21 protein-coding genes and 1 tRNA gene are annotated in these 24,687 nt (G+C 45.4%); 18 read left to right on the forward strand and 4 right to left on the reverse strand.

Annotated features, from left to right (window positions below):
• Positions 1–14 precede the first annotated feature (14 nt).
• The gene (locus ACLSSO_RS06820) at positions 15–1,427 is read right to left on the reverse strand and encodes a sigma-54-dependent transcriptional regulator (RefSeq protein WP_413944459.1); all 1,413 of its coding nucleotides are present in this window, start codon (positions 1,425–1,427) and stop codon (positions 15–17) included.
• Complete coding sequence (locus ACLSSO_RS06825) at positions 1,424–3,304, reverse strand: CHASE2 and HATPase_c domain-containing protein (protein ID WP_295905137.1); 1,881 nt, start codon at positions 3,302–3,304, stop codon at positions 1,424–1,426. Before ACLSSO_RS06825 ends, ACLSSO_RS06820 begins: the two co-directional genes overlap by 4 nt.
• Before the next feature lie 72 nt (positions 3,305–3,376).
• On the opposite strand from ACLSSO_RS06825, the gene ACLSSO_RS06830 reads away from it, so the two are divergent.
• The 15 genes from ACLSSO_RS06830 (at position 3,377) to ACLSSO_RS06900 (ending at position 20,730) form a co-directional block, all read left to right on the forward strand.
• Positions 3,377–4,324: a bifunctional riboflavin kinase/FAD synthetase gene (locus ACLSSO_RS06830; protein ID WP_413944811.1), complete on the forward strand. Its 948-nt coding sequence runs from the start codon at positions 3,377–3,379 to the stop codon at positions 4,322–4,324.
• Entirely contained in the window at positions 4,302–5,129 is an 828-nt protein-coding gene (locus tag ACLSSO_RS06835; protein ID WP_413944460.1) for a hypothetical protein, read from the forward strand. Before ACLSSO_RS06830 ends, ACLSSO_RS06835 begins: the two co-directional genes overlap by 23 nt.
• A gap of 104 nt (positions 5,130–5,233) precedes the next feature.
• Entirely contained in the window at positions 5,234–6,937 is a 1,704-nt protein-coding gene (gene pilB / locus ACLSSO_RS06840) for a type IV-A pilus assembly ATPase PilB (protein ID WP_413944461.1), read from the forward strand.
• Positions 6,937–7,980, forward strand: a complete 1,044-nt coding sequence (locus tag ACLSSO_RS06845; protein WP_295905132.1) for a twitching motility protein PilT — start codon at positions 6,937–6,939, stop codon at positions 7,978–7,980. Before pilB ends, ACLSSO_RS06845 begins: the two co-directional genes overlap by 1 nt.
• 1 nt (position 7,981) lies before the next feature.
• Positions 7,982–9,199 carry a type II secretion system F family protein gene (locus tag ACLSSO_RS06850; protein WP_295905130.1) on the forward strand — a complete coding sequence of 406 codons (1,218 nt, stop codon included), beginning with the start codon at positions 7,982–7,984 and terminating at the stop codon, positions 9,197–9,199.
• Positions 9,200–10,777 carry a two-component system sensor histidine kinase NtrB gene (locus ACLSSO_RS06855; protein ID WP_413944462.1) on the forward strand — a complete coding sequence of 526 codons (1,578 nt, stop codon included), beginning with the start codon at positions 9,200–9,202 and terminating at the stop codon, positions 10,775–10,777.
• A gap of 39 nt (positions 10,778–10,816) precedes the next feature.
• Positions 10,817–12,223, forward strand: a complete 1,407-nt coding sequence (locus tag ACLSSO_RS06860) for a sigma-54-dependent transcriptional regulator (RefSeq protein ID WP_295904380.1) — start codon at positions 10,817–10,819, stop codon at positions 12,221–12,223.
• 81 nt (positions 12,224–12,304) lie between these two features.
• Positions 12,305–13,060, forward strand: a complete 756-nt coding sequence (locus tag ACLSSO_RS06865; protein WP_413944464.1) for a type 1 glutamine amidotransferase domain-containing protein — start codon at positions 12,305–12,307, stop codon at positions 13,058–13,060.
• Positions 13,061–13,132: 72 nt separating this feature from the next.
• Complete coding sequence (locus tag ACLSSO_RS06870) at positions 13,133–13,561, forward strand: ferritin-like domain-containing protein (protein WP_295904376.1); 429 nt, start codon at positions 13,133–13,135, stop codon at positions 13,559–13,561.
• A gap of 197 nt (positions 13,562–13,758) precedes the next feature.
• Complete coding sequence (locus tag ACLSSO_RS06875) at positions 13,759–14,580, forward strand: PstS family phosphate ABC transporter substrate-binding protein (protein ID WP_413944465.1); 822 nt, start codon at positions 13,759–13,761, stop codon at positions 14,578–14,580.
• Between the two features lie 13 nt (positions 14,581–14,593).
• Complete coding sequence (locus ACLSSO_RS06880) at positions 14,594–17,185, forward strand: hypothetical protein (RefSeq protein WP_413944466.1); 2,592 nt, start codon at positions 14,594–14,596, stop codon at positions 17,183–17,185.
• Between the two features lie 2 nt (positions 17,186–17,187).
• Positions 17,188–17,763 (forward strand): YceI family protein, encoded by a 576-nt coding sequence (locus tag ACLSSO_RS06885; RefSeq protein WP_295904370.1) that lies wholly within the window; start codon positions 17,188–17,190, stop codon positions 17,761–17,763.
• Entirely contained in the window at positions 17,760–18,404 is a 645-nt protein-coding gene (locus ACLSSO_RS06890; protein ID WP_295904368.1) for a hypothetical protein, read from the forward strand. Before ACLSSO_RS06885 ends, ACLSSO_RS06890 begins: the two co-directional genes overlap by 4 nt.
• Positions 18,401–19,525, forward strand: coding sequence for a hypothetical protein (locus ACLSSO_RS06895; RefSeq protein ID WP_413944468.1), 1,125 nt, complete (start codon positions 18,401–18,403; stop codon positions 19,523–19,525). Before ACLSSO_RS06890 ends, ACLSSO_RS06895 begins: the two co-directional genes overlap by 4 nt.
• Before the next feature lie 8 nt (positions 19,526–19,533).
• Positions 19,534–20,730, forward strand: a complete 1,197-nt coding sequence (locus ACLSSO_RS06900) for a putative porin (RefSeq protein ID WP_413944469.1) — start codon at positions 19,534–19,536, stop codon at positions 20,728–20,730.
• Position 20,731: 1 nt separating this feature from the next.
• Here the strand turns inward: ACLSSO_RS06900 and ACLSSO_RS06905 are convergent, their stop codons facing one another.
• On the reverse strand, positions 20,732–21,115 hold the full coding sequence (locus ACLSSO_RS06905; RefSeq protein ID WP_295904364.1) for a hypothetical protein: 384 nt from the start codon (positions 21,113–21,115) through the stop codon (positions 20,732–20,734).
• Between the two features lie 161 nt (positions 21,116–21,276).
• Here ACLSSO_RS06905 and ACLSSO_RS06910 point away from each other — a divergent pair, with 161 nt between their 5' ends.
• From ACLSSO_RS06910 to ACLSSO_RS06920, 3 genes are all read left to right on the forward strand, one after another.
• A complete protein-coding gene (locus ACLSSO_RS06910) occupies positions 21,277–22,719 on the forward strand; it encodes a helicase HerA-like domain-containing protein (protein ID WP_413944470.1) in 1,443 nt (480 codons plus the stop codon).
• Positions 22,720–22,803: 84 nt separating this feature from the next.
• A complete protein-coding gene (locus ACLSSO_RS06915) occupies positions 22,804–23,160 on the forward strand; it encodes a hypothetical protein (protein ID WP_295904361.1) in 357 nt (118 codons plus the stop codon).
• A 70-nt stretch (positions 23,161–23,230) separates the two neighbouring features.
• Positions 23,231–24,574 carry a chloride channel protein gene (locus tag ACLSSO_RS06920; RefSeq protein WP_413944471.1) on the forward strand — a complete coding sequence of 448 codons (1,344 nt, stop codon included), beginning with the start codon at positions 23,231–23,233 and terminating at the stop codon, positions 24,572–24,574.
• A 27-nt stretch (positions 24,575–24,601) separates the two neighbouring features.
• On the opposite strand, the gene ACLSSO_RS06925 is transcribed toward ACLSSO_RS06920, so the two are convergent.
• Positions 24,602–24,677: transfer RNA gene (locus ACLSSO_RS06925), tRNA-Arg, on the reverse strand.
• Positions 24,678–24,687: the final 10 nt, after the last annotated feature.

The raw sequence follows: 24,687 nt of genomic DNA on the forward strand, positions 1-24,687 counted from the left end.
AAACAAAGCGAGGACTATTCCTCGCTAGTGAATTCCTTCACGTTGATTCCGTACTTACGGATTTTACGCAGAAGTGTGTTCTTAGGAATATTGGCCTGAGCCACCGTTTGATTGATACGTCCGTTGTTGGCTTTCAAAGCGCTGATAATAAATTCCTTTTCCATCTCTTCTTTAAATGCATCAAAATCCAAAGGACCCGAGTATCCAACGTTCGCGGTTTTATCGCCGTTCTCTTTTGGAGCAAGCTTGATAGACTCAGGCAAAGAATCCGCTGTGATCGAGTGAGAGTTTTCAACAATGAACGCGCGCTCAATCACGTTTTCAAGTTCACGAATATTTCCCGGCCAGCGATAAGACTTCAGAAGATCCAAAGCGTCTGGAGTGACGCCATTAATGACACGACCATGTTGCTTTGAAAACTTCTTAATAAAGTTTTGAATCAAAGGCTCGATATCGTCATAGCGTTCACGAAGAGGTGGCAAGAAGATCGGCATCACATTCAGACGATAGAATAAATCTTCGCGGAAAGTTCCTTCTTCCATCATTTTTTCTAAGTTGCGATTTGTCGCTGCGATAATACGTGTTGTGGTTTTCACTTCACGAGTCCCGCCGACAGGAGTGAACTTTCTTTCTTGAAGCACACGAAGAAGTTTCACCTGCATATCCGGACGAAGCTCACCGATTTCGTCAAGGAACAAGGTTCCGTTGTTCGCCATTTGGAACTTACCGATTTTTCTTTCAACAGCGCCTGTGAACGCCCCTTTTTCGTGTCCGAAAAGTTCACTTTCCATTAAGTTTTCTGGAATCGCTCCGCAGTTGATGGCGACAAAGCTTCCAGATTTGCGAGGGGAGTTAAAATGGATGGCGCGGGCTACGAGTTCTTTTCCTGTTCCGTTTTCACCGCGAACCAGAACCGTCGTATCGACTTTGCAAAGACGATAGATCAGATTAAAGACCTCTTTCATTTTGGAGGAGCCACCGACAAATTCACTTTCGATGTCGTCATCAAAAACCGGATTTGAAAGTGCCAGGCTGGACACCAAATCACGCGCTTCCAAGCTCTTACGAACAATTTCAGCCAGCAATTGAGGATTGACCGGTTTTTCGACGTAATCGTAAGCGCCTTCTTTGATCGCAAGAACGGCGTCGTGTAAGTTTGAGTGCGCTGTCATCAATACCACGAAAGTACGCGGGTCGTGTTCCTTGATCGCTGTCAAAGCTTCAAGACCATTCATCTCTGGCATTTTGACGTCCATTAAGACCAGATCCCATTGCTGTTGTTTTACTTTCTCTAAAGCTTCTTTTCCTGTGGAAGCTTCGTCGATTGTAAAATCAATTTCAGGCATTGTTGATTTCAGAATAGAAATCACTGAACGGCGCAGTTCAGCTTCATCATCTACAATCAGTGTGTGGAGTTTGTTCATCATGCAAGCACCTCAGTTTCAGTTTCCGTATCGTATTCAGTATCCAGCGGTAAAGTGAAAGACACTGTGGTTCCGTGTCCTACGGTACTTTCCATTTTCACTTTTCCGCCATGCAGTTCGATAAAATATTTAACGAGATAAAGTCCTAATCCCGTTCCTTTAGTTCTTAAATCCTGATCACTTCCGCGAGTGAACTTGCCCCAGACCTTTTCCATGTCTTCAGGCTTAATACCTTCCCCGGTGTCTTTCACGATCACGTGTACTAGATCATCAGACTCATGCGAGATCACCTCGATGCGGCCGCCGGCAGGAGTGTACTTCACGGCATTTTCAATGAGGTTGATCACGACCTCTTTGATCAACGTCGTATCAAACTCCAAAGAAAACATGGGTTCTAAAGAAGTATGAATCGCGATGTTCTTTTCACGCGCTAAAGGACGAAGTGAGTGCAGAGCTTCTTCGATCACTTCGTTGATGTCGCCCACGTCCGTGTTAATTTTAAAATCCCGGGACTCAACACGAAGGACTTTTAAGATGGACTGAATGTAGCGATTGAGTTCGTCACCGTAAAGACGCAAAGAACGAAGATCTTGGTTGAGTTCCGAGTCCTGATGCTGTGTCATCAAGCGATCGACAATCGCCTGAATCTTGGCAATCGGCGTTTTTAAGTCATGAGAAATAAGACTGACGAAATTGTTTTTAAGCTGCTCAAGCTCTTGCAGGTATTGTTGTTCTTGTTGCAGGCGGAAGTTTTTCTTTTCAATCTTTGTCGCTTGATAGCCGATAAAGATAATCCACGAAGCTCCCAAAAGCACAAACGGCGAAAAGGCCGGTGACCAGAAATAAAAACTATCAAACACCCACGCCGACAAGGCTGCGAGCAACGTCCCCATCCACAGGATAAAGAATAAAGCCACAGATTGCGGATAAGTTGTGATTAAGAAAACCGCAATCAGCATCAAGACAAAAAATCCTGAGGCGTACCACCAAAAAGGAAGTCTCTTGATCCACTTGTTTCCTAAAACCGTATCGGTTGCATGTGCCAAAATTTCCGTGCGCGATAAAGTTCCCACCGGAGTCATGTAAGTCGGGGAAGAAGAAGTCTCTGCGCCAATCAAAACAATTTTGTCGGCAAACGCATTGCTTGGAACTTCGTCGTACATGATTTCGCTTAAAGTGTACTGTGTGAAAACACGGCTCGATCCGCGATAATTGATAGGAAGTCCCGCTTGTTGAGTCGGAAACTTCTTGTGCGTGACCATCTCGACAAGATGAGGCATTTCAGATCTTTGCGGGAAAACGCGGCGGACGACACCGTCTTCATCGCGACGAACTTCATTGTTCCCAAGATTCGTGTGATCGCGATTTGAAAACACCGGCGTTAATACACGCTCTAAGCTGTTTGTCGTTGAAGCCCAAACCACGCGCGAATCTAAAAATAATTTTTGTTCTTCAGGGGATAAACGAACAGTGCCTACGTTGTCGCCAAAGTACAACGTGACACCCACAGAGCGAGGGTTCTGTCTGAGAATGCGCAAAAGAAGTTCAGACCAGATTTGTTTATTCCAGAAAAAGCTATCGGTGATATCTGTCACCTCCGACATGTTGTCCAAGAAATTAGTGCGAGATTCATAAATCGCGGCGAAGTCAGATTGGCGAATGGTGATCAGGACGATTTGCGAGGAGGCTTTCTGGTCTCCACGCAGTTGAAATCTTTGGTCGTAAGCATTGATCTCGTCATTGGAAAGGGCCAGGCATCCAATCGCCCAACACAGAATACAGCGGAGCCAGAACCCTCGACGACGGGAGAAGAAACGAAGCAGGACTTCGAGACGGAGTTTGAGGTGTTCTAAAGAGACTTTTTGCACGCGTTGCAACATAGCAAATTTATTAAAAAATTCAACTATTAAAAGGGCTTACAGACGAGCTTGGAACAGGGTATATTGAAAAATATGCATGTTTATCAAGGCGTTCATCAGCTCAGCTCTCCTCTGGAATCCTCTGTTGTCACTATAGGGAACTTTGACGGCGTTCACTTAGGGCATCAGCAGCTTATCGAGAACGTGACTCGCGAAGCTCAGTACTTCGGGGTGCCGTCGGTGGTTTATACATTTCATCCACATCCAGTGAAAGTTCTTCATCCTGAAAGAGCGACGTATCGTCTTTTTGATCTGAAAGATCAGCAAGAACAGTTTGCAGCCAGAGGCATTGAATACGTGATCATCGAAGAATTCACGAAAGAATTTTCGCAAGTCTCGCCTCAAGATTTTTTGGATCGTTACATCGTTTCTCGTTTGCATCCAAAAACTTTGGTTGTGGGACATGATTTTTCGTTCGGAGCTGATCGCGCGGGAAATATTCCGTTCTTAGAAAAATACTGCGCTGAAAAAGGCATTCGTCTGATTATCATTCCGCCGTTTCAGTACGAGGGCGCTGTAGTTTCCTCAACTCGCATTCGTGAAGAACTTAAAAATGGACACGTTGAAAAAGCGAACGAACTTTTGGGCCGCACATACTATATGCGTGGGCACGTGGAAAAAGGTTTTCAGCGCGGTCGCACAATTGGTGTTCCGACGGCGAATATTCATCCTGACGTGGAGTTCATTCCGCGCAAAGGTGTGTATTGCACGCTGACAAAATTCGGTGGACACATGCATCCGTCAATCACCAATATTGGTGTGAATCCCACATTCCAAGAGAATGGCAAAGGTCCCATTAAAATTGAAACGCATCTGTTTGATTTTGATGCGCATCTTTACGGTTTGGAAGTGGAGGTGTACTTGTTACATTTCATTCGCGACGAAAAGAAATTCTCCGGCATTGATGAATTAAAAACCCAAATCCAAAACGACATCTCTGAAACACGCAGGTATTTCCGTGAGCACCCACAAAATAGTTGAGTTCCGTCCCGAAGGAATGGGTCACTTTGTGAGGTATTTAAAGTTCCTGTCTGAGAAAAAAGGCTGGGGCTGGGAATTTGAAGTTCATCCTGAATTTTCAAGAGATCTCATGCAAGGGGCGATGGCTGTGAAGGTCGCGCCGTCTTTGTCTTCCAATATTCTCCCGCAATTGCAAGTGTTGCCAACTTTGGTGCGCACTCTTGAATGCACGGATTCTTTTTTTGCAGAAAACGGAACTTGGTATCCACGTCTTTTATTGCATGAAGCTCTTCGTTTGGTTTTCGTTGAGGCGTCGAATGACTTAGACATTCGTGCGCCTGCTTTTGTGATCGGTGATAACGAAGAGGCCCGAACGGCTTCTTCGGCTTTAGCGGAGATGGGCATCGCGGATATTTACATGGTGGGATCCGGGCGGAAGATGCAACGTCAGAAAGATATTCTTTCGCGCTCGCAATTAGGAATCCGTTTCCATGTTCTTCCTGCTGAAGAGCTTACGCTGCAAGCGGTGAGTGCGGGAATTGTCGTCAATACTGTGGATCTTTCTTCTCAGAAATCCCTTTTGACGGATCTTTCTTATTTCAACTTTATGAGTCCAGCGGGATATGCGTTGGATTTAAATATTCTTCCGGAACATAATCTTCTTTTGGAAGAAGCGGTGAAGGCGGATTTGCGTGTTCTTCATCCGATCTTGGTCGCTTCTGTGTACACGAAGCTGTGGTTGGATCGTCTCGAAGTGGGAAGTGAACTTTCACACGAAGAGATCACCGAAAGTTGGAAAGAGTTTTTAAAACAAAATTCCGCTTAGATTTTGGTCGGGAAAATTATCTTCTGTCGAGCGAAAGAAAACTATTCTTAGGCCTAGTTACAAAAAATGGCACCCTAGAGTAAAGTGAGTCTAGGGAGACATTAATGTCGTCACTCAAAATAGGTGAAATATTAGTTAAGCAAGGTTTGCTAAAACCTGACCAGTTTGCTTTGGCTGTTGAAGAACAAAAAAAGACAGGTCAAAAGCTGACGTCTGCAATTATCCAACTTGGATTTCTTAAGGAAAACCAAATTCTTCGCGCGCTTGAAAAACATTTTGCGGTTCCGGGTGTTGAGGTCAACACGTTTGAAATCGATCAAAGTGTGATTGCGTTGATTCCTAAAGATGTCTGCGAAAAAAACACGCTGATCCCTCTGCAAAAAGCGGGAACCACATTGGTGGTCGCGTTTGCCGATCCCTCTAATATTATAGTCAAAGAAGATTTGCGTTTCATCACTCGTTGCCGCATTCAGGCCGTTGTCGGAACGGAGAGTGCGATTGCTTCCGGTATTGAAAAATACTACGGCGGAAGCATCAGCACGAAAAACCTGAATAGTATGAATGCGGATGCGCTGGATGAAGAGTTCAGTGTCAACAGTCCTACGGCGGAAATCATTGACCAAGATGGCATGACCGACGATGCGCCGATTGTGAAATTCGTGAACTCCATTTTAGGAGATGCAATTCGCAAAAAAGTTTCCGATATTCACTTTGAACCTTATGAGAAAAAATACCGCGTGCGTTTCCGTATCGACGGTAACTTGGTGGAAGCGACAGCTCCTCCGGCGGGAACCGGGGCCGCGATTGCTTCACGTATTAAGATCATGTCTAAACTAGATATCGCTGAAAAACGTCGTCCTCAGGATGGTCGTTTGAAAGTACGTACCTCCAAGGGAAAAGAGATGGATTTCCGCGTGAGCGTTCTGCCAACTCTTTGGGGCGAAAAAGTCGTTCTTCGTCTTTTGGATAAATCAAACTTGCAGTTGGACATGACGAAGCTCGGATTTGAAGAAGACGACTTGAAACTTTTCAAATCGCAAATCAACCTTCCGCAAGGAATGGTTTTGATCACGGGACCGACGGGTTCCGGTAAAACGAATACAATTTATTCTGCATTGGCGGATTTGAATCAGCCAGACGTGAATATCTCCACGGCGGAAGATCCTGTCGAGTTCAACTTGGAAGGGATCAACCAGGTGCAAATGAATCCTGATATTGATCTGACTTTCGCGAGTGCTTTGAAGTCTTTCCTTCGTCAAGACCCTGACATCGTTCTGGTGGGGGAGATTCGTGACTTGGAAACGGCAGAAATCGCCTTTAAAGCGGCCTCAACAGGTCACTTGGTTGTGAGTACTCTGCACACGAACGACGCGCCAAGCACGGTGATTCGCCTGACAGAAATGGGGGTCGCTCCGTACATTATCACTTCAACAGTGAACTTGATCGTCGCGCAACGTCTTGTCGGTAAAGTGTGTGAATCTTGTAAGGCACCGATTGAAGTGCCGGCGCAGACGTTGATTAATTTGGGTGTCGCGCAAAATGATATCCACGAGTACAAACTTTTCCACGGAAAAGGATGTGCGAACTGCAATAATACAGGAATCAAAGGTCGTACGGCGATTTTTGAACTTATGCACATGACGGAGAAAATGAAAGAGGCGATCCTCAAGGGAGCTTCCACAGGCCAGCTTCGTTATCTCGCGCGCGAACAAGGAATGAGAACTTTGCGCCGTAGTGCTTTGTTGAAATTGAAACGTGGTTTGACGACGATTGAAGAAGTACTCAATGCATCAGTGAAGGACACATAATGAGTTTGACGGAACTTCTTTTGCAGGCAAAAGCGAAAAAAGCGGAAGAATTTTTATTTGTTGTGGGAAGTGAACCCCGCGTGCGTCTGCCTTCGGGATGGACGAGTTTAAGAACGTCTCCGGCTCTGGTGACAGAGTGGAATCTTTTGCAGCAAAGTTTGCTGAGCAATCAGCAAAAAGCAGTGCTTGAAACAACAGGTGTTGTGCAAGGGGAAGCGTCCTTTGAAAGTGTCCGTATTGGATTTTCTTTTTTCCAGCAAGACACCACGATGAAAGCGATTTTGGATATGGATCTGGATGGCGGACGCCAGGAGATTCAACTTCCTCCGTCGCTTTTGGAAACCTGCCTTCGTATGAAGGGGTTGGTTTTACTCTCAGGTCCCGGCGAAGCGGGGCAAGTGTGGGCGTTGCACAGAATTTTACAAAAGCTCAGCGAAGAAAAATCTTTTGTGGGTGTTGTGTTTTCGCGCAAAGCTTTCCCGCAAGTGCGTGAAGCAAAAGCTTGTTATCTGTATCACAATGGTGATTTCGCTCGTCCGGAAGAAAAAGAAAGTCTTCTGGCGGGTGTGGATATGGTGGTTTTTGACGGATACTCTGACGAAGAGTCTTTCGAAGAGGCGTTGGCTTTGGCAGAAAGAGGAACTTTCGTCGTTTATTCAATGAAAGCTCCCTCCATCACGAATGCTCTTCGCCGTTGTTTGTCTGTGTTGGGTGAAAAATACGGTGAACACGGAGCGCCTCGTTTGGCGGAAGTTTTAAGCATGGCTTCCGGACAATATGCGGTTGCGGGTTTATCCGGCGAAAAAGTTTTTGCTCATGAAGTTTTGTTAATGAAACCTCAAGTGAGAAACATGATTGAAGAAGAAGATGTGAAAGGCCTAGAGAATCTGATGGCGAGCTCGCCAGAGAATTCCGGCATTCTGACTTTGAATCAGTCTTTATTACAACATTTGATTCGTCGCCGTGTGGATCTGAAAACGGCGTTTGAAGTTTCTAGAGATCCAGACAACCTTGATCAACTTCTTAAGAAGGTAGGTATCTAAGATGGCTAAATTCCAATACCAAGCCAAAAACTCCGGGGGCCAAATGGTTCAAGGAGAAATCGAAGCCGCTTCCCAACAAGAGGCCATCATTCGTCTTAGAGCGCAACAACTGCTTCCCGTACGTGTTGTGCAATTCGGAGCTGCTCGTGCTTCTGCCGGGAAAAATGCCAGCATCTTTGCCGCTCGTGTGAAGGGTAAAGATTTGCAAATTTTCACTCGTCAGTTTGCAACATTGATCAATGCCGGTATTCCCGTTGTAGATTCTTTAAAAATTCTTTCCGAAGGTCTTCGTCCAGGACTGCTTAAAGAGGCCTCTGCACAGGTAAAAACTTCGATTGAAGGAGGACGTCGTTTGGCGGACTCCATGGCGCAGGTTCCAAATGTTTTTGATAAACTGTATGTGAATATGATTCAAGCCGGTGAGGAAGCCGGTATCCTTGATGGTATCTTGCAACGTCTTGCAAGCTACATGGAGAAATCAGAGAAACTCAAAGCGCAAGTCAAAGGTGCCTTGGTGTATCCGATGGTCATCATCGTGGTTGCGATGATCGTTATTGCAGGTATCCTGGTTTTCATCATTCCTAAATTCATGGAGTTCTTCGCATCTTCTGGTAAGGAACCACCGATGCTCACGCAAATGGTGGTGAACTTAAGTAACTCCATGATTCACAGATGGTATATTTATCTCGTTGTTCTTGTGGTGGGGCCTTTTGCTTTCATGCAGTGGATTAAGACAGACGACGGTAAAAATACTTTCGATCGTTTCTTAATGAAGGCACCTGTGTTTGGCGAAGTGATTCAGAAGTCCGCGATTGCGCGTTTGACGAGAACTCTTTCAACACTTTTAGGTTCCGGCGTGGGCTTGATCGAAGCCATTGAGATTTCTGCAAAAACCGCAGGCAATATCGTGATCGAACAGTCTCTTTTAAGATGTAAAGATTCTGTAACTCAGGGTCGTACCTTTGCCGCTCCTTTGGGTAAGGAAAAAGCATTCCCAGAGATGGTCGTGCAAATGATTTCCATCGGTGAGCAGTCAGGTACGCTCGATGTGATGCTTGGAAAAATCGCCGACTTTTACGAAGACGAAGTTGAAACTGCGGTGAAAGCCATGACATCACTCTTAGAACCTCTTTTGATGGTGGTTCTCGGTGGTATCATCGCCGTTCTTGTGATCGCCATGTATCTTCCGATCTTCAATATGGCGGATGTGGTTCAGTAGATGCGTCTGAGTCTGGCGTTTCAGAACAATAAAAATCAAGGACTGATGGTGGAGTTTGCACGCATCAGTCTTTTTGCATTGATCCTCGCAATCAGTGTGATTTCCAGTATTGTTCAAGAGGGATTTATCAATTGGTCTATTTTGGGGCCTTTTTATGGAATCCTGACGGTCGCCTTTGCTTTACATCTGATCTGGTTTTCTTTTTGGAGTGAACTTTTAAAGCGTCCTGTTTTATTTTTCCTAGGCTTTGTTTTTGATTCTCTGTTTATTTCCCTTTTGATTTATTACTCGGGGATCAATCAGTCTCTTTTCTTGTTTTTGCACCTGGTGAATATTCTCTTGGCCGGAATCGCTTGCCGTGGTGTAGGCGCTGTGACGCTGGCTCTTTTTACAAGTATTTTCTTTTCGGTGGCGGCGTTGTTCTCGCCCGAGATGAAGGCTCTTAATTTCTTTTTCTTGTTGGCGCTTAATAACATCGCGTTCTTCTCCGTGGCGGGTCTTGCGGGTTACTTAAGTGAACAGTTGCAAAGTGTTGGCAGCGAACTTAAGAAAACAGGTTTGAGTCTTCGCTCCGCTCAGGAACTCAATGAAGTTCTTATCGAAAATATTCCAACGGGAATGGTGTCCTTCACGGAAGCCGGCGAAGTTGTGAAAGCCAATTCTTCCGCCGTTGAGATTTTAGGATTCTCTGATTTTACCAAGCTTAATTGGTTTGCGCTTTTTCCTGAAATCCAGAAGTCCGAAGGCCTTTTTAAAGGCGACGTGAAATACACGGATCATAGAGACAGCAGTTCAAAAATTTTAGGAATGACGGTTTCAAAGATCTACAGTCCTGAATTGCAAGCACACTTGTCGATTGCTCTTTTTGATGATCTGACAAAAATTCGCCAGTTGGAATTCAGTGCGCGCCAGAATGAAAAATTAGCGGCAGTCGGTGGGCTTGCCGCCGGCATTGCCCATGAAATTCGCAATCCCTTGGCGGGAATCAGCGGCAGCATTGAAATGCTGACGCAAACGGTGACTAATGAAGACGATAGAAAACTGATGAAGATCGTTCTTCGCGAAATTGACCGATTGAATAATTTGATCACGGAATTTTTGGATTATGCTCGTCCGGAAACTCCGCCGACAGATCCCGTGGATTTGTCTTCGTTGTTTAACGAAATTCTGGATTCCATGCGCCTGAATAAACAAGTGCGCGAGGATGTCGAGCAGGTGCGCGAGTATGCCGAGGGCCTAAAGATCCTCGGTCGTCGCGATAAATTGAAACAAGCTTTTTTAAATATCATTATCAACTCGTACCAGGCCATGAACGATTCTCAGAAACCGGTCCTCGCGGTGAAAGCTCTTGTGACTGAAAAAGAAGTGCAAGTGCGTATTCGCGACGCAGGTTCCGGGATGAGTGAAGCAACGAAGAAGAAAATGTTTGAACCTTTCCACACGACGAAACCTAAAGGCACGGGCCTTGGTCTAGCTGTGACTCATAAGATTTTGGAAGGGCATGGAGCACAAGTCTTTGTCGAGAGCGAAGTGGGCGTAGGGACTGAGTTTATTTTGACTTTTCCAAGAGCAAACTGAGAGAATAGTGTTTAATACACAGGACGTGGGAGCGTATAAATGAAGTCGAGAATTCTTGTTGTCGATGACGAAGAATCAATTCGCGAGTTTTTAGAGATCATGCTCAAGAAAGAAGGGTATGAAGTCACTTTGGCTGAGGACGGCCAAAAGGCGAAAGACCTTCTTACTAAAAAAACTTTCGACATGATCATTTCCGATTTGCAAATGCCTCATGTGACAGGGATTGAACTTTTAAAACACGTAAAAGAATCTTACCCAGACACAGTGTTCATGCTGATCACCGCTTTCGGTACAACCGAAACGGCTGTTGAGGCGATGAAAATGGGTGCTTATGACTATTTGACAAAACCGTTTAAGATCGACGAAGTTCGTTTGAACATTCAAAACGCTCTTCGCTCTCGCAATCTTGAAGTTGAAAATAGATCTCTTAAAAAAGAACTCGTTAAGGAATACTCTTTCCAAAACATGGTGGGAAATTCTCCTGCAATGCACGCCATCTATGACATGGTGAAAAGAGTTTCCCAAACTCCAACAAACGTTTTGATCACGGGGGAGTCGGGAACAGGTAAAGAGGTTGTAGCAAAAGCGATTCACTACAACGGTCCGTTGAAAGACCGTCCGTTTGTGACAGTGAACTGCGGTGCCATTCCTGAGAACTTGATGGAATCAGAAATGTTCGGTCACAAAAAAGGCTCCTTCACGGGTGCCGTGGCTGATAAAGCGGGTCTTTTTGAAGTGGCTGACGGCGGAACCTTGTTCCTCGATGAGGTCGGTGAGTTGCCGCTGACGATCCAAGTAAAATTACTTCGTGCGATTCAAGAGCGTGTGATTCGCAGAGTCGGTGCAACGGATGACATGAAAGTCGATGTTCGTATCATCGCTGCAACAAACAGAAATCTTGAAGAGATGGTGCAAAAAGGCGGCTTCCGCCAAGATTTGTTCTATCGTTTGAATGTTATCAATATTAAAACTCCGGGTCTTCGTGATCGTCGTGATGATATTCCTTTGCTTGCGGGACACTTCCTTAAGAAGTACAACGAGCGCTTGGGGAAAAACATCGGCGCGATCAGCACAGAGGCGATGGAAATCTTAAAGAAGTACGACTATCCAGGTAACGTGCGTGAGCTTGAAAACTTAATCGAGCGCACCGTGGCCCTTGAAGGTGGCGCGACAATCTTGCCTGAATCTTTGCCTCCAATGGTGAATACGTCTTCAGGCCGCAAGATGGCTTCTTCAAACGAAATCGAGATCGGTGATGATGGTGTTGATCTTGATAAGGTGATGGGGCAAATCGAAAAAGAATTGCTCATCAAAGCCATTCACGCTGCCGGTGGGGTTAAGAAGAGAGCTGCCAAGCTTCTTCATATTTCCTTCCGATCTATGCGTTATCGCATCGAAAAATACAACTTAGGTGTTGTGGGCGATGATGAACTTGATGACGAATAATTCTTAAAGAGAAACATTAATTCTTGTGAAAGGGAGCGTTAGCTCCCTTTTCTTTTTGCGAAGTTTCGCTATCCTAACAGCATGAGCGTAAAAAAAGTCTTAATCCCTCTTCCCGGCACTGACTTTGACCCCACCGAATCCGCGGTGCCTTGGCGCATTCTCACTAAAGCGGGCGTGCAGGTGGTGTTTGCGACTCCTGATGGAAAAGCCGCTTCTTGCGATCCGCGCATGATTTCCGGAAAAGGTTTAGGGCCTTTGGCGAAAGTTCTAGTGGCCGATAAAAATGGTCAGGCTGCTTACCGTAGCATGATCGCGAGTGCTGAATTCGTAAATCCTATTTCTTGGAAAGATATTAAGGCGGAAGATTACGATGGTGTTCTTCTGCCCGGAGGTCACGCTCCGGGGATGAAAGAGTATTTGGAGTCTAAAACGCTGCAATCAGTGATCGTGAACTTTTTTGAAATGAACAAACTTGTGGGCGCCATCTGCCACGGCGTTGTGCTGGCATCTCGCAGTGTTGGTAGCAATGGTCACAGTGTTCTCTGGGGAAGAGTCACGACAGCTCTTTTGAAATCCCAGGAGCTGTTAGCGTGGTCGCTGACTTGTTTGTGGCTTAAAGATTATTACCGTACATATCCGCAAACGGTGGAAGATGAAGTGACGGCAAGTCTTCGTACGCCGGCGGATTTTCAGACGGGGTCTATGGCCTTGCTCCGTGATAGTGCAGAGAAGTTAAACCGAGGTTTCGTTGTGGAGGATCGCAATTATCTTTCTGCACGATGGCCCGGCGATGCGCATCTCTTTGCGACGAAGTATTTACAGAAGCTTCTGACCTAAGGCGAGTTCCGGGTATTTTCAGCTTGAGAGCTTCGTCAGCAGATGTTTTGCTTAGATCTGTCTGGAGGCTCAATGTCGACAAAAGAAAATAAAAAGGTTGTTTCTCTTCTTAATGAAATCATCGAAATGGAAATTTCAGGTGTAGTTCGTTATCTGCACTATGCTTTGATGATCAAAGGCCCTAATCGTATTCCTATCGTGAAGTGGTTTCACGAACAAGCCAACGAAGGTTACCAACATGCATCTTTGATCGGTGAAAAGATCACTGCATTGGGTGGACATCCCTCTTTGAAGGTAAAACCTGTGCCTGAAACAAAAACGCACAAAGTTTTGGACATCCTTAAAGAAAGCTTGGATTTCGAAGAAGCTGCTTTGAGCAAATACAAAGAAGTGTTGAAACATTGTGAAGACGATGTGGCTTTGGAAGAAATGATCCGTGGAATGATCCGTTTGGAAACAGAGCACATCGAAGAAGTCGTTAAGATGCTCGACACAAACTAAGATCAAAATATCTACAATAGTGTATTTCAAAAGCGGATGCTCAAAACATCCGCTTTTTTTGTGTCCTACGCGGACGGTCTTAACAATTTCCCAACATGGTCCTGACATAAGCTTAGCGGAATCACAACGTGATGTTCGCTCTGGAATCTTCTAAATTTCGCGCCATCTGAAATGGCTCAGAAAAAAAGGAGAGTTCCATGAAATATTCCGTTTTAGCGGTGGCTTTGCTGATTTCTTCAGCATCATTCGCTCAATCTAAACATTTGTTCTCTGGCTCTGACACTCTTGGTGGAGTGATGACAGACGCTATTATCGCGGCTGGTCTTGATCAATCCATCGGTTATGTTGGTGGTGGTTCAAGCGTTGGTGAAAAAGCTTTGGTGAATGGCGAAATCGGTATCGCTCCGATGTCTCGTCCAATGAAACCCGAAGCTATTGCTCAAGCACAAGCGGCAGGTGTCACTCCTGTTGAACACGTGATCGCTTTGGATGGCGTTTCTGTTTTTGTTAACGGTACAAACGGCACTCCAGGTTTGGATTTGAACACTTTGGCTCGTATTTTCTCTTGTGAAATCACTTCTTGGGCGCAAGTCCCAGGTTCTGGTAAATCAGGTGCGATCAATGCTTTCCGCCGTGATGACTTGTCTGGAACAACAGACACTTTCAAAACATTGGTTGGCGTTAAAAAATTCGGCGCTTGCGTTACAATCGTTCACGAAACGGCTGATATCGCTGAAAAAACAGCAACGGATGCGGATGCTATCGGTTACGCAGGTTTGAGCGGTAAGAACGAACACAACCGTGAATTGGCGATTTCTTCTACAGGAACTGCTTACGTAACTCCGACAGCGGGAACAATCCGTAATGCGACTTACCCACTTTCTCGTAAATTGTTTGTTTATGAAGCTTCTGGTGCACGCACTCCAAACAAAGCGGAAGCGCAACTTCTTGAGCAACTTTTGGATCGTTCGTTCCTTGATCCTATCGTTCAAGACCACGATTTCGTCACTCTTGATTAATAAGGTGTTTTAAGTGAAGCAACTCACACTTCTGCTTATCTCATTGTTCACGCTTGCTTCCTGCGGAGGAAAATACGCCCCCGGGGAGCAAGACCCTTTAAGAGCAATGCAATGCCCGAATACCGATAAGGCATACAGTTATGACGAAATCGAGTATGAAGGTGGAAAAGGCACTGGCCTTGTTAGTTTCGGCGACCTTCGCGATGGAATTAACTCTGCCTGCATGAGTTGCCATCAGGCTCCCGCACAAAGCGGGGGCTTTTCGTACATTGATTCTTATCGTGGTGAAGTGAGAACCATCGCAGGAAAAACACAGTTTTATCCGGGCTTTGTAGAAATCGCGGATAAAGTCACTGAATATATTTTCCACGCAGATCCCGACAAGCGCATGCCTCCGACGGATCGTCGTCAAAAAAATCCAGAGGCTTTTATTAGTTTAGGAAAAAAGATTCAAGCTTGGGTTGCCGCAGGAAAACCTGATGGCAGTTTTTCTTTAGATCCCAATGCTCCACCTGAAGCTCCACGTAAACCTCGCTTCCGAGGCAGTCAAAGTGGAAACTGCACACCGAATTCAGAAATCATCGGCTTTGATTATTGGAAAGACCGTGAATTTGCGAGCATGGAAAAGTTGCCGCAAAACTTAGCGGACACAGATTTATTTTCTTTAGATGCTTATGAACTCGCGAAAAAAGGAACGGTGGCTTACACCGTGGAATATCCTTTGTGGGCTGATAACAATGGCAAAGGCCGTTGGATTCATCTGCCAATGAAACTCGAAGGTTTAAAGCTTGTTCGTCAAAAGGCAAGGTATATCGAAGGCCAAGAAAACTTCTTTGATATGCCCGAGAACACGCGCCTTTATAAATTCTTTTATAAAAAAATTAAAATGGCCAATGGGAAAACTCGCTACAAGCGTATCGAGACGCGCATTATTGTTGTACGCAAACCTTGGCAAAAAAGTCTTTTTGGAACTTACAAGTGGGACGACTCCGAACAAACCGCGACTCTTGTGGAAACTCCGTACCGTGATGGAACTCCGTTTAAGGACACTGTCTTTACGGTGACTGTGGATGAAGTCGCAAAAAAAGTGCGCAATTATGCCATTCCAGGCAGTCAGCGCTGTATTGATTGCCACATGGGTTCGCAAGGTCAGAACTTTGTTATTGGATTTTCTCCTCTGCAACTCCATCGCAGAACAATCGGTGAGGCGGGACGTGAGGAGCCGGTGCAATATTCTGATTTAACTCAAGTCGAGCGTCTTAGAAGGTACGGTTTTATTGAAAATGCTCCTGTTGAGCGTGAATGGCCGATCTTAGAAAAAACCGGGACAAGTGTCGCGCGCAATATTTATGAAATGCGTGCTGCCGGATACATGGTCGGTAACTGTGCTCACTGTCACAACCCCAATGGTCTTGCGTTCACAAAAGAAAATGGCATTACGCTGAATCTCACGGCGGGTGCCGTATTCTCTTTTAATACAAAAACACGTTCCACTCAGATTCCTTCGCGTTTGATCGTTCATCAAAACGGCGATTTAGATCAAAGCCATATTTGGAGAAAAGTGGCGGATTCTTCTCAGCAGTTGGGTTTAACAAGTCAAATGCCGATGAATACGCCAGGTGGTCCTGACTGCGGTATTTTGCGCATCATGGGTAAATGGGTGCGCAGTTTTGAAAGTGAACAAGCGGCCGAACTTTGGGAGCCGACGTGCAAAAAAGAAAATGACTTTAAGTGGATCGACCAAGATTTCACGGTCTCAACCAGTGATGTGTTTGTGCCTAGAAGATCAGATTGGAATGATCCGACTTCAGGAATGCCGGCCAAGTTCCGCAGTCTTGAGTTAACACCCGAGTTAGAAAAAGCCATCACACAGGAAATTCCTGTCGGCTATTGGAATAAAAAAGATATTTGCAGCTTCCCAGAAAAAAATCTTCCTAAAGAAGAGCAACGTCCTTGGATGATGAAGGGCACGCAACCGAAACGTCCGTTTGGTGAAGTTTATTATTCGACTCCAGGGTCTTGGTACTTCCGTACGTCTTGTATGAAGTGCCATGGACCGAACGCGGATGGAAATTCATCTTTAGCACGCGGAATTATGCAGTGGTCTGGTGGCAGTGTCCGTGTGGCCGATCTTGCCAATGGCATGTTTGGTAAACGCGGAGAAAATTTAAAAACATTTGATAGCGGTGGAAAGAACTATGCGCCTCAGTATCTATTCTGGATGGCCATGGAAGGAACGCGCGTGCAATTCCCGCCAGAGCTTTCAAGCTTCGTCGGGAAACACGGCGGTCAGATGCTAAATCAAATGCGTGAGAAGTGTCTCAATCAGATTTCGACAGCGAAAACTTCGTCTCCGGTCTTTATGGATCACGAGATCTTTAACAAGGTCTGTTTTGTGAACAACTTGCATCCAGGGCATCCAGATCTGGCGTTTAATCCCAACACCAATAAGCCGTTGTATCCAGAAAGAGTGGAAGCGTGGCTCGATCGTGCCGCTTTTAATATCGGTTATGCGATTTTCTATTATTTAAAAGACATGTCCCAAGGTGTCGTTCGTCCTAGTAACGACCAATGTGAAGTTCTTTATCCTAAGAAGGAGCAATAGTTATGAAATATGTATTGTTTGTTTTATTTTTTATGTGCTCTCCCGGTTTTGCTGCGACTTCTTTTAAGATGACCAAAGAAAGCGGCACAACCAACTTCTTGGCGATTGGAAATCCCAGCGCTATCCGTATTGATGGCAAAGGCGAGGGACCAGAGGGAACTTTGGTGGCGCAAGAGAAGGGTGAAAACTGGATTGTTTCAGGGGATCTTCGCGTAAACCTTAAAAACACGGACACCGGTATTGCTCTTCGCGATCGTCATATGAAGGAAAAATATCTTGAAGTTGGTAAATTCGAAAACGCCGTTTTGACTGTCAACGATCTGACAGTTCCAAAAAATACAATGACTAAAGAAACAGACACAAAGTTGCCGTTCGCAGGAACTTTGGATCTGCACGGAATTAAAAAACCGGTTCAAGGTGAATTCGTTGTGAAGTCTTCTAAAGAAGGCGTCAAAATGACAGCGAATTTTCAATTAAAACTTTCTGATTTTGGAATCGTCATTCCTTCTTTTGCAGGAATCACGGTGGCTGACCAAGTGGAAGTGAACACGACATCTACGGTCGAGAGGCTGCAATGAAACTAAACCCGCTTGTGGCAGTGATAGTGGGCTTCGCTTTGACAGCGTGTAACTACAATCACGTCAAAAAAGAAAATGCGACAATGGGTGGAGGTCTTGGCAAACAAGAAGCCATGATCGCCGCCAGCCTTGATTATCAAAGCTTGAATATGGCGGTGATGGGGCCGGAGTGTCTTCGCTGTCACTCAACTCCAGGTGGTGTTCAGGGAGGTTTAAACCTTGAAACCTATCAACAAGTGCGAGCAAATCTCAGCCGCATTTATTATCGCTCTATCGAAAAAAGGGACATGCCTTCCGGTGGTTTGGGAGCAGCTCAGTATGATTTGCTTAAAGCCTGGATCGAAGCCGGAGGACCTGAACGCAACACAGGTCGCGGCAACGCTCGTCCGATCAAAGGACCTATCAATTGGCCTGTGATTAAAAACCAAGTTTTAAAATCGAGCTGCCTTGATTGCCATCGCGGAGCAAATGCGGATGCGGGACTTGATTTTGAGTCTTTGGACGTTGTGAGAAAAAACATCGGACGTATTTTTGACTCAGCCATCGTCAAACAAACCATGCCACTAGAACCATATGGAGCTTTGACGGAAGCGGAAAAACAAGCCCTGATGAAGTGGATTTCGCAAGGAATGCCAGAGTGAAGTATTTTTTCGTTCTTGTTCTGTTTTTATTTGCTAACAAATCTTTCGCTTATCCTGAAATGATTCGACATGGTTATGTGAACTGCATGGCCTGTCACACGACTCATCAAGGCGGGGACATGCTCTCACAATACGGTCGGGAGCTGGGAAAAGAACTTTTCTCGCGCAATGATTCTATTTTTAAAGCTTCCAATACAGAAAAGAATTACTGGGAAATTGAAACACCAGAGTGGTTGCGTGTCGGCGCGAATGTTCGTCTTTTGCAGACCATGACGGAAAATTCTATGGCTTCCAAGGGGCGCTTTATGTTTATGCAAGTGGATATCGACACTCTTTTTAAGGTGAACGATAAAACAATCGTATACGCCTCTGTCGGTCGCTATGAACCGTCAAAGTCTGATGCCGAGTGGAGAGATTTTATCTATATGCCCCGAGCGTGGGCTCAATATTCTGAAAACTGGCGCGGGGGGGCCGTAGTCGCTTCCTTGCGTGCGGGACGTTTTTATCCTGTGTACGGTTTGAATATCGCAGAACACACTTATGTGACTCGTCGCTATTTGGATTTTAATCCTGGACAAGAAAGAGTTTCAGCCGAACTTGCGTGGAGCAATGAAAACTATCAAGTGGTCGCAACGGGCCTTGCTCAGCGCGCTCGTTTTGATAAATACGACGATGAAAAAGGTTACGTCCTGCAAGTTTCTAAAGTCTTCGGCAAAACAGCGCGGGCGGGTGTGAATATCTATCGCAGTAAACTCACACAAGCCGGTGGTGATCAAGACAAAGCCTTTGAAGGTGTCTTTGCTTTGATTGGCTGGACGCCGGAAATTTCAACATTGTTCCAGGCTGATAAGATTTATTATCCCGACGGAAAAACAGGCTTCGTTGATTTCTTAAAGTTTGGTTACGAGTACACCCAAGGTGTGCAACTTTTCTTAACTCAGGAATACTACAACGCGGATACCGAAAAAACAGATCCTCATGTGGAATCCTATGGCGTTGGTGTTCAATATTTCCCTTTTCCTAATTTTGATTTCTTTGCCACGTACAAAAAAACAAAAGACTCGTCACAGCTTGATGAACATCAAAATGTGGTTTGGTTGATTGCGCATATTTATTTGTAGGAGTTTTTATGAAGTTCGGTCTTTTTTCTTTGATTCTTGCTGCAACGGTTTTTGCAAAAGCGCAAACTCCCGCAGCGACACCTTCCGAAACTAAAGCTGCAAGTGAAATGCCTGCGCCAGCGCCAGCAGTGGCGACTTCTGTTGCTGAAGTCGCTCCGAAAAAAGAAACTCCAAAAGAGGAACCTTTTCAATTCTTCGGGGATTTTCGTTATCGCCAGCAAATGGAAACACAAGCTCCCAAACAGCAACGAAGCATTCAGCGTATTCAAGCGCGCTTTGGACTGACAAGTCAGCTTCATGAAGACTTGAAAGTGACTTTGCGTTTGATGACGGGAAGTTCCGCGAACAGTGGAAATCAAACTCTGGGTGACGAAAAATCTCCGGGAATGCCTCGCCGTAATTTTGGTTTGGATCAAGCATTCTTTGATTATAAGCCGCTCTCTGTTTTAAATATCTATGGCGGTAAAATGCCGCAGCCGCTGACGTTTGCAGGTAAAAACCAGATGCTTTTAGATCGTGATATTACGCTGGAAGGCTTGGGTCTTAAATACAATCAACCTTTGAGTGACGAATGGAGTTTCTTCACGCAAGGCGGGATGTTCTGGGTTCGCGAAAACTATGACTCTCAATTCGGTGAAGAACAGACGGATAACTTCTTAAACGCGATTCAAATCGGAGCCCAGTGGAAGAAACAAGATTGGACCGTTCTTTTTGGTGTGGGTTCGTTTTCGTATACGGATCTTAAAGACAATCCTCCGGCGAATATCACATCAGGCGCTACCGGGAACGGCAACACTTTGGATATCAATGGCAACTATCCAACAAACTTTGACATCGAGCAGGCATTTATCGAAGTCAAAAAGAAATTCGACTCTTGGGATGTCTCGGCTTTTTACGAAACTCTTAAAAACAAAGATGCAGAGACGCTTAATAAAGCCCATGCTTACGGACTTATCGCAGGATACAAGGCTTGGAGTCTGACATGGACCCAAGAAGAAGTGCAAAAGGACGCTGTCTTAGGTGTTTTCACTGATTCGGACTTCGGCGGTGGTGTGACTTCCACACGCGGTCAAGTTTGGAGTGTCGCTTACAAAATCACCAAGAAAGTGCAAGTGCAGTACACAGTGTTTAAGAATGAAAATTCAATCGACACCATTCCAATGGACTATGACCGCACTCACATAGATCTTTTAATGACGTTCTAAACTACTTGCAAACAAGAGTGTGGATGATATCGCTGGCATAAGCATAAAGCATGTCTTCCTCACCTTGAAATTCAGGGCGTCCCATCATCAAAGAGACGACAAGTTCCTGAGAAATCCGGCGGGCTTTGGTGAAGTCTTCCACCGTTTTGTTTTCAACGACAATGATCGACTTTTCTTTTCCTGATATCTTGAAAACACCTTCTTTGGGATCTTTGAGATCTTGATACTTATGAAGGTTGATGTCTTCTAAAGTCACCTGCGTGTCGGAACCCATTTGCTCGACGACAAGTTGGTGAGTTTGCGTGGTTCCTATGCAGCGACTGACCGGCGCCGCGAAAGCTGGAAGAGTAAAAAGAAATGCTAATGACGTGATGACGATTTTCATGAGGACCTCCTAAAAAAGGAAGTCTTAGCTATGAGTTTTGAAAAAGACCAATTATCAATTCTTCATTTCGTCTTATTAACAAATTCTATTTAAAATATGTATTCCTCCAAGGTGTTTTGACTTCAAACCCTGTTTTTGCTCGGATCTGACAAGGAGGCTCTATGGTGTCCGGTCAAATTCTTGTCGGAAAAGGGGAGGTGCCATGTCTCTTGGAGGCTCGCTACGCCAATCGACATGGACTTATCGCAGGAGCTACGGGCACAGGAAAGACCGTCACGTTGCAAGTCCTAGCAGAAGGTTTTTCAGATTTAGGAATTCCTGTTTTCCTTGCGGATGTTAAAGGTGATTTGGCCGGTCTTTCACAGGCAGGAAAAAATGATCCGAAACTTATCCAACGGGCGCAGTCTTTAGGAAAAGAGGACTTTCAGTTTCGATCCTATCCCGTCATTTTTTGGGATGTTTTCTCAGAGCAAGGCCATCCGGTACGCTCCACTATTTCAGAAATGGGACCTTTGTTGTTGGCACGCTTAATGGAACTTAACGATGTGCAAACCGGCGTTTTAAATTTAATTTTTAAATATGCCGATGATAACGGACTTTTGCTTTTGGACATGAAAGATCTCAAAGCTCTGGTGAGTTTCGCTTCCGAAAACACAGAATTTTTTGGTAAAGATTATGGAACGGTCAGCAAACAAAGTTTGGGGATTATTCAAAGAGGCCTGTTAAGCCTTGAAGAACAAGGGGCTGACAAATTCTTTGGCGAACCGGCATTGAAGCTAAAAGACTTTATGCAGACAACGCTAGAAGGGCGTGGTCACGTTAATATTTTGGCGGCAGAAAATCTTTTTGCAAATCCCAAGCTTTATGCCACTTTCTTATTGTGGTTACTTTCCGAATTATTTGAAACTCTGCCAGAGACGGGCGATGTTCCTTTGCCTAAAATGGTTTTCTTTTTTGATGAAGCCCATTTGTTGTTTAACGATGCCTCAAAAGTTGTTTTAGAAAAAGTAGAACAAGTGGTTCGCCTTATTCGCTCCAAAGGCGTGGGTGTTTATTTTATTACCCAAAATCCTCTGGATGTGCCCGAAAAAATTTTAAGTCAGCTGGGAAATCGGGTGCAACATGCTCTTCGTGCGTTTACTCCGAAAGATCAAAAATCCGTGAAAGCCGCCGCTGAAACATTTCGGGCAAAACCTGGCTTGGATGTGGCGACAGTGATCACGGAGCTCGCCGTCGGAGAAGCCTTGGTTTCAATGCTGGGCGAGGGCGGAGTTCCCTCGCCGGTGGAGCGCGCGAAAATTTGTCCTCCACAGTCGCGGATAGGAACAATCACAACGGAGGAACGCCAAACGGTGATGAGTCGATCTCCATTTAAAGATCAATACACGCAAACTGTGGATCGGGAGTCGGCGTATGAAAAACTGCAAGCTCGAACGCAAGAAAAAGTGGCAGAGCCTGTCACAAAGAAAAGGTCTGTCAAAGAACCTGACAGTGTTTGGGAGATCGCTGCAAAAAGTGCGGTTCGGGCTGCCAGTTCAAAAGTGGGCCGTGAGATTGGTCGGTCATTATTAAGAGGCATTTTGGGCTCTTTAAGTAAAAAGTAAATGGCTCGCTGGGATCGTAAGGGTTAAGTTGACCCTTTAGTATCATCAGTTAAAATCAATTCAACTGTTTCATAGGAGATTTTTATGCGCATTCAGTTCGTTATTGTCGCTCTGGGATTTCTTTTTTCTTTAGCAGGAAATGCGGCGCAAAGATCTTTCGCGGTTTTTTCTTCGAAACAAATCACTCCAAAGGTGGAGCGATTCTACGGGCAAGATGGCAATGCGTTTGCGACGATGTTTTGCAATTCGGAATCACCGCAAGTGATGATCGTCGATAGTCGTTTGACTGATCTAGATGGAAAAACATTTTTGTTTGGTTCCTTGCAAGCGTGTGAGAAAGGTCGTGCGGATGCGCGCAACTCTTTAAACAAATGTCTTGTTGAACTTGTCATTGATACAACAACTCAAGCGGCTGTTGTGAAAGTGAGTCGTTGTAAGTAACTCACTTTAACGCGGCGTTTCGATGCGCGGTCCAACGCGTTGACGGATATTCCAACCAGAGAGAGTTTCAATGTCTTGGAGGCTCCAGTTGGTTTCAAATGAACTTGTTAAACGCCGTCGTATTTTGTTAGTTACTGCTCTTTGTTGTTTGGTTTCGGTAGCGAGCATGATTGTCGCGAAAGTCCTTTTGATGGGCATCGCGCTTTTCACAAACCTTTTTTATTTCCAAAAATTTTCTATCGAATATTCTTCGCCTGCAGATAATCACCTGGGAATTTGGGCGATCTTCATTCCGGCGATTGGCGGTGTGATTGTTGGTATTATGGCAAAGTTCGGCTCGCCCGGCATTCGTGGTCACGGCATTCCTGAAGCGATGGAAAACATTTTACAAAAAGAGAGCAGAATCCCACGCCGAATGACTTTCTTAAAACCTATTTCGTCAGCAATTGCGATTGGCTCCGGGGGACCTTTTGGTGCCGAGGGACCAATCATCGCCACAGGTGGTGCTTTGGGTTCTTGGCTGGGACAAATTGTTCCGGTGAGCAGTTATGAGCGCAAAGTTATTTTGGCAGCAGGGGCAGCGTCGGGAATGACGGCTATTTTCGGAACGCCGTTTTCAGCGGTGTTGTTGGCGATTGAACTTTTACTTTTTGAATACAGGGCAAAATCATTCATTCCCGTAGCGCTTGCCACTGTTGTGGCATCCACTTTGCGCGCGACAGTGATGGGTGGGGAGGCTTTCTTTACGATGCCTCCGATTCACTCTCCCGATTTAATCAGCTTGTTTATCTATCTCGCCTTCGGTGCATTGGTGGGAGTTCTTGCGGTCGGAGTTACGAAGTCGGTTTATTGGATCGAAGATATGTTCGAGAAACTTCCTATTCATTGGATGTGGTGGCCTGTGATTGGCGGTTTGGTTGTGGGCTTGGTCGGACTTATCGAACCTCGCGCCTTGGGTGTCGGATATGACAACATCACGATGAGCCTTGCAGGTAAATTGAGTGTGGGCGCAGCGGTGAGTATTTTTGTTTGGAAGTTTCTTGCATGGTCGGTTGCTTTGGGAAGTGGAACTTCCGGGGGGACTTTAGCACCGCTTTTAACTTTAGGATCTGCATTTGGATTTTTAGTGGGAACGGGACTTGCGTTTTATTTCCCAGAACTTCACACAGATGTTTCAACCATGGCTTTGATCGGAATGGCAGCACTTTTTGCCGGTTCTTCGCGGGCGCTTCTTGCATCCGTACTGTTTGCGCTCGAAGGCACGCAACAGCCCGTGGGAATGGTTCCGCTTTTAGGTTGCTGCTCCATCGCGTATTTGGTTTCTTCCGTGTTGATGAAAAACACGATCATGACAGAAAAGATCGCCCGTCGTGGCGTCTCGGTTCCGCATGAGTATTATTCGAATCCGGGGTAAAAGAGGGCTTCACTGCCACAGTGGCAGTGGTGGCCCCACGTGGACTCGAACCACGATCGACGGTTTAGGAAACCGTAGCTCTATCCTGTTGAGCTATGGGGTCGCTGTTGAAT

It is taken from the genome of Bdellovibrio sp. HCB-162 (assembly GCF_047344985.1).
In the GTDB taxonomy this organism is placed as follows: domain Bacteria; phylum Bdellovibrionota; class Bdellovibrionia; order Bdellovibrionales; family Bdellovibrionaceae; genus Bdellovibrio.

What these genes read in the sequence shown, in the direction of transcription:
- ACLSSO_RS06820 (WP_413944459.1), bottom strand. Translation starts at nt 1,427, where the DNA reads ATGATGAACAAACTCCACACACTGATTGTAGATGATGAAGCTGAACTG.
- ACLSSO_RS06825 (WP_295905137.1), bottom strand. Translation starts at nt 3,304, where the DNA reads ATGTTGCAACGCGTGCAAAAAGTCTCTTTAGAACACCTCAAACTCCGT.
- ACLSSO_RS06830 (WP_413944811.1), top strand. Translation starts at nt 3,377, where the DNA reads ATGCATGTTTATCAAGGCGTTCATCAGCTCAGCTCTCCTCTGGAATCC.
- pilB (WP_413944461.1), top strand. Translation starts at nt 5,234, where the DNA reads ATGTCGTCACTCAAAATAGGTGAAATATTAGTTAAGCAAGGTTTGCTA.
- ACLSSO_RS06845 (WP_295905132.1), top strand. Translation starts at nt 6,937, where the DNA reads ATGAGTTTGACGGAACTTCTTTTGCAGGCAAAAGCGAAAAAAGCGGAA.
- ACLSSO_RS06850 (WP_295905130.1), top strand. Translation starts at nt 7,982, where the DNA reads ATGGCTAAATTCCAATACCAAGCCAAAAACTCCGGGGGCCAAATGGTT.
- ACLSSO_RS06855 (WP_413944462.1), top strand. Translation starts at nt 9,200, where the DNA reads ATGCGTCTGAGTCTGGCGTTTCAGAACAATAAAAATCAAGGACTGATG.
- ACLSSO_RS06860 (WP_295904380.1), top strand. Translation starts at nt 10,817, where the DNA reads ATGAAGTCGAGAATTCTTGTTGTCGATGACGAAGAATCAATTCGCGAG.
- ACLSSO_RS06865 (WP_413944464.1), top strand. Translation starts at nt 12,305, where the DNA reads ATGAGCGTAAAAAAAGTCTTAATCCCTCTTCCCGGCACTGACTTTGAC.
- ACLSSO_RS06870 (WP_295904376.1), top strand. Translation starts at nt 13,133, where the DNA reads ATGTCGACAAAAGAAAATAAAAAGGTTGTTTCTCTTCTTAATGAAATC.
- ACLSSO_RS06875 (WP_413944465.1), top strand. Translation starts at nt 13,759, where the DNA reads ATGAAATATTCCGTTTTAGCGGTGGCTTTGCTGATTTCTTCAGCATCA.
- ACLSSO_RS06885 (WP_295904370.1), top strand. Translation starts at nt 17,188, where the DNA reads ATGAAATATGTATTGTTTGTTTTATTTTTTATGTGCTCTCCCGGTTTT.
- ACLSSO_RS06890 (WP_295904368.1), top strand. Translation starts at nt 17,760, where the DNA reads ATGAAACTAAACCCGCTTGTGGCAGTGATAGTGGGCTTCGCTTTGACA.
- ACLSSO_RS06900 (WP_413944469.1), top strand. Translation starts at nt 19,534, where the DNA reads ATGAAGTTCGGTCTTTTTTCTTTGATTCTTGCTGCAACGGTTTTTGCA.
- ACLSSO_RS06905 (WP_295904364.1), bottom strand. Translation starts at nt 21,115, where the DNA reads ATGAAAATCGTCATCACGTCATTAGCATTTCTTTTTACTCTTCCAGCT.
- ACLSSO_RS06910 (WP_413944470.1), top strand. Translation starts at nt 21,277, where the DNA reads ATGGTGTCCGGTCAAATTCTTGTCGGAAAAGGGGAGGTGCCATGTCTC.
- ACLSSO_RS06915 (WP_295904361.1), top strand. Translation starts at nt 22,804, where the DNA reads ATGCGCATTCAGTTCGTTATTGTCGCTCTGGGATTTCTTTTTTCTTTA.
- ACLSSO_RS06920 (WP_413944471.1), top strand. Translation starts at nt 23,231, where the DNA reads ATGTCTTGGAGGCTCCAGTTGGTTTCAAATGAACTTGTTAAACGCCGT.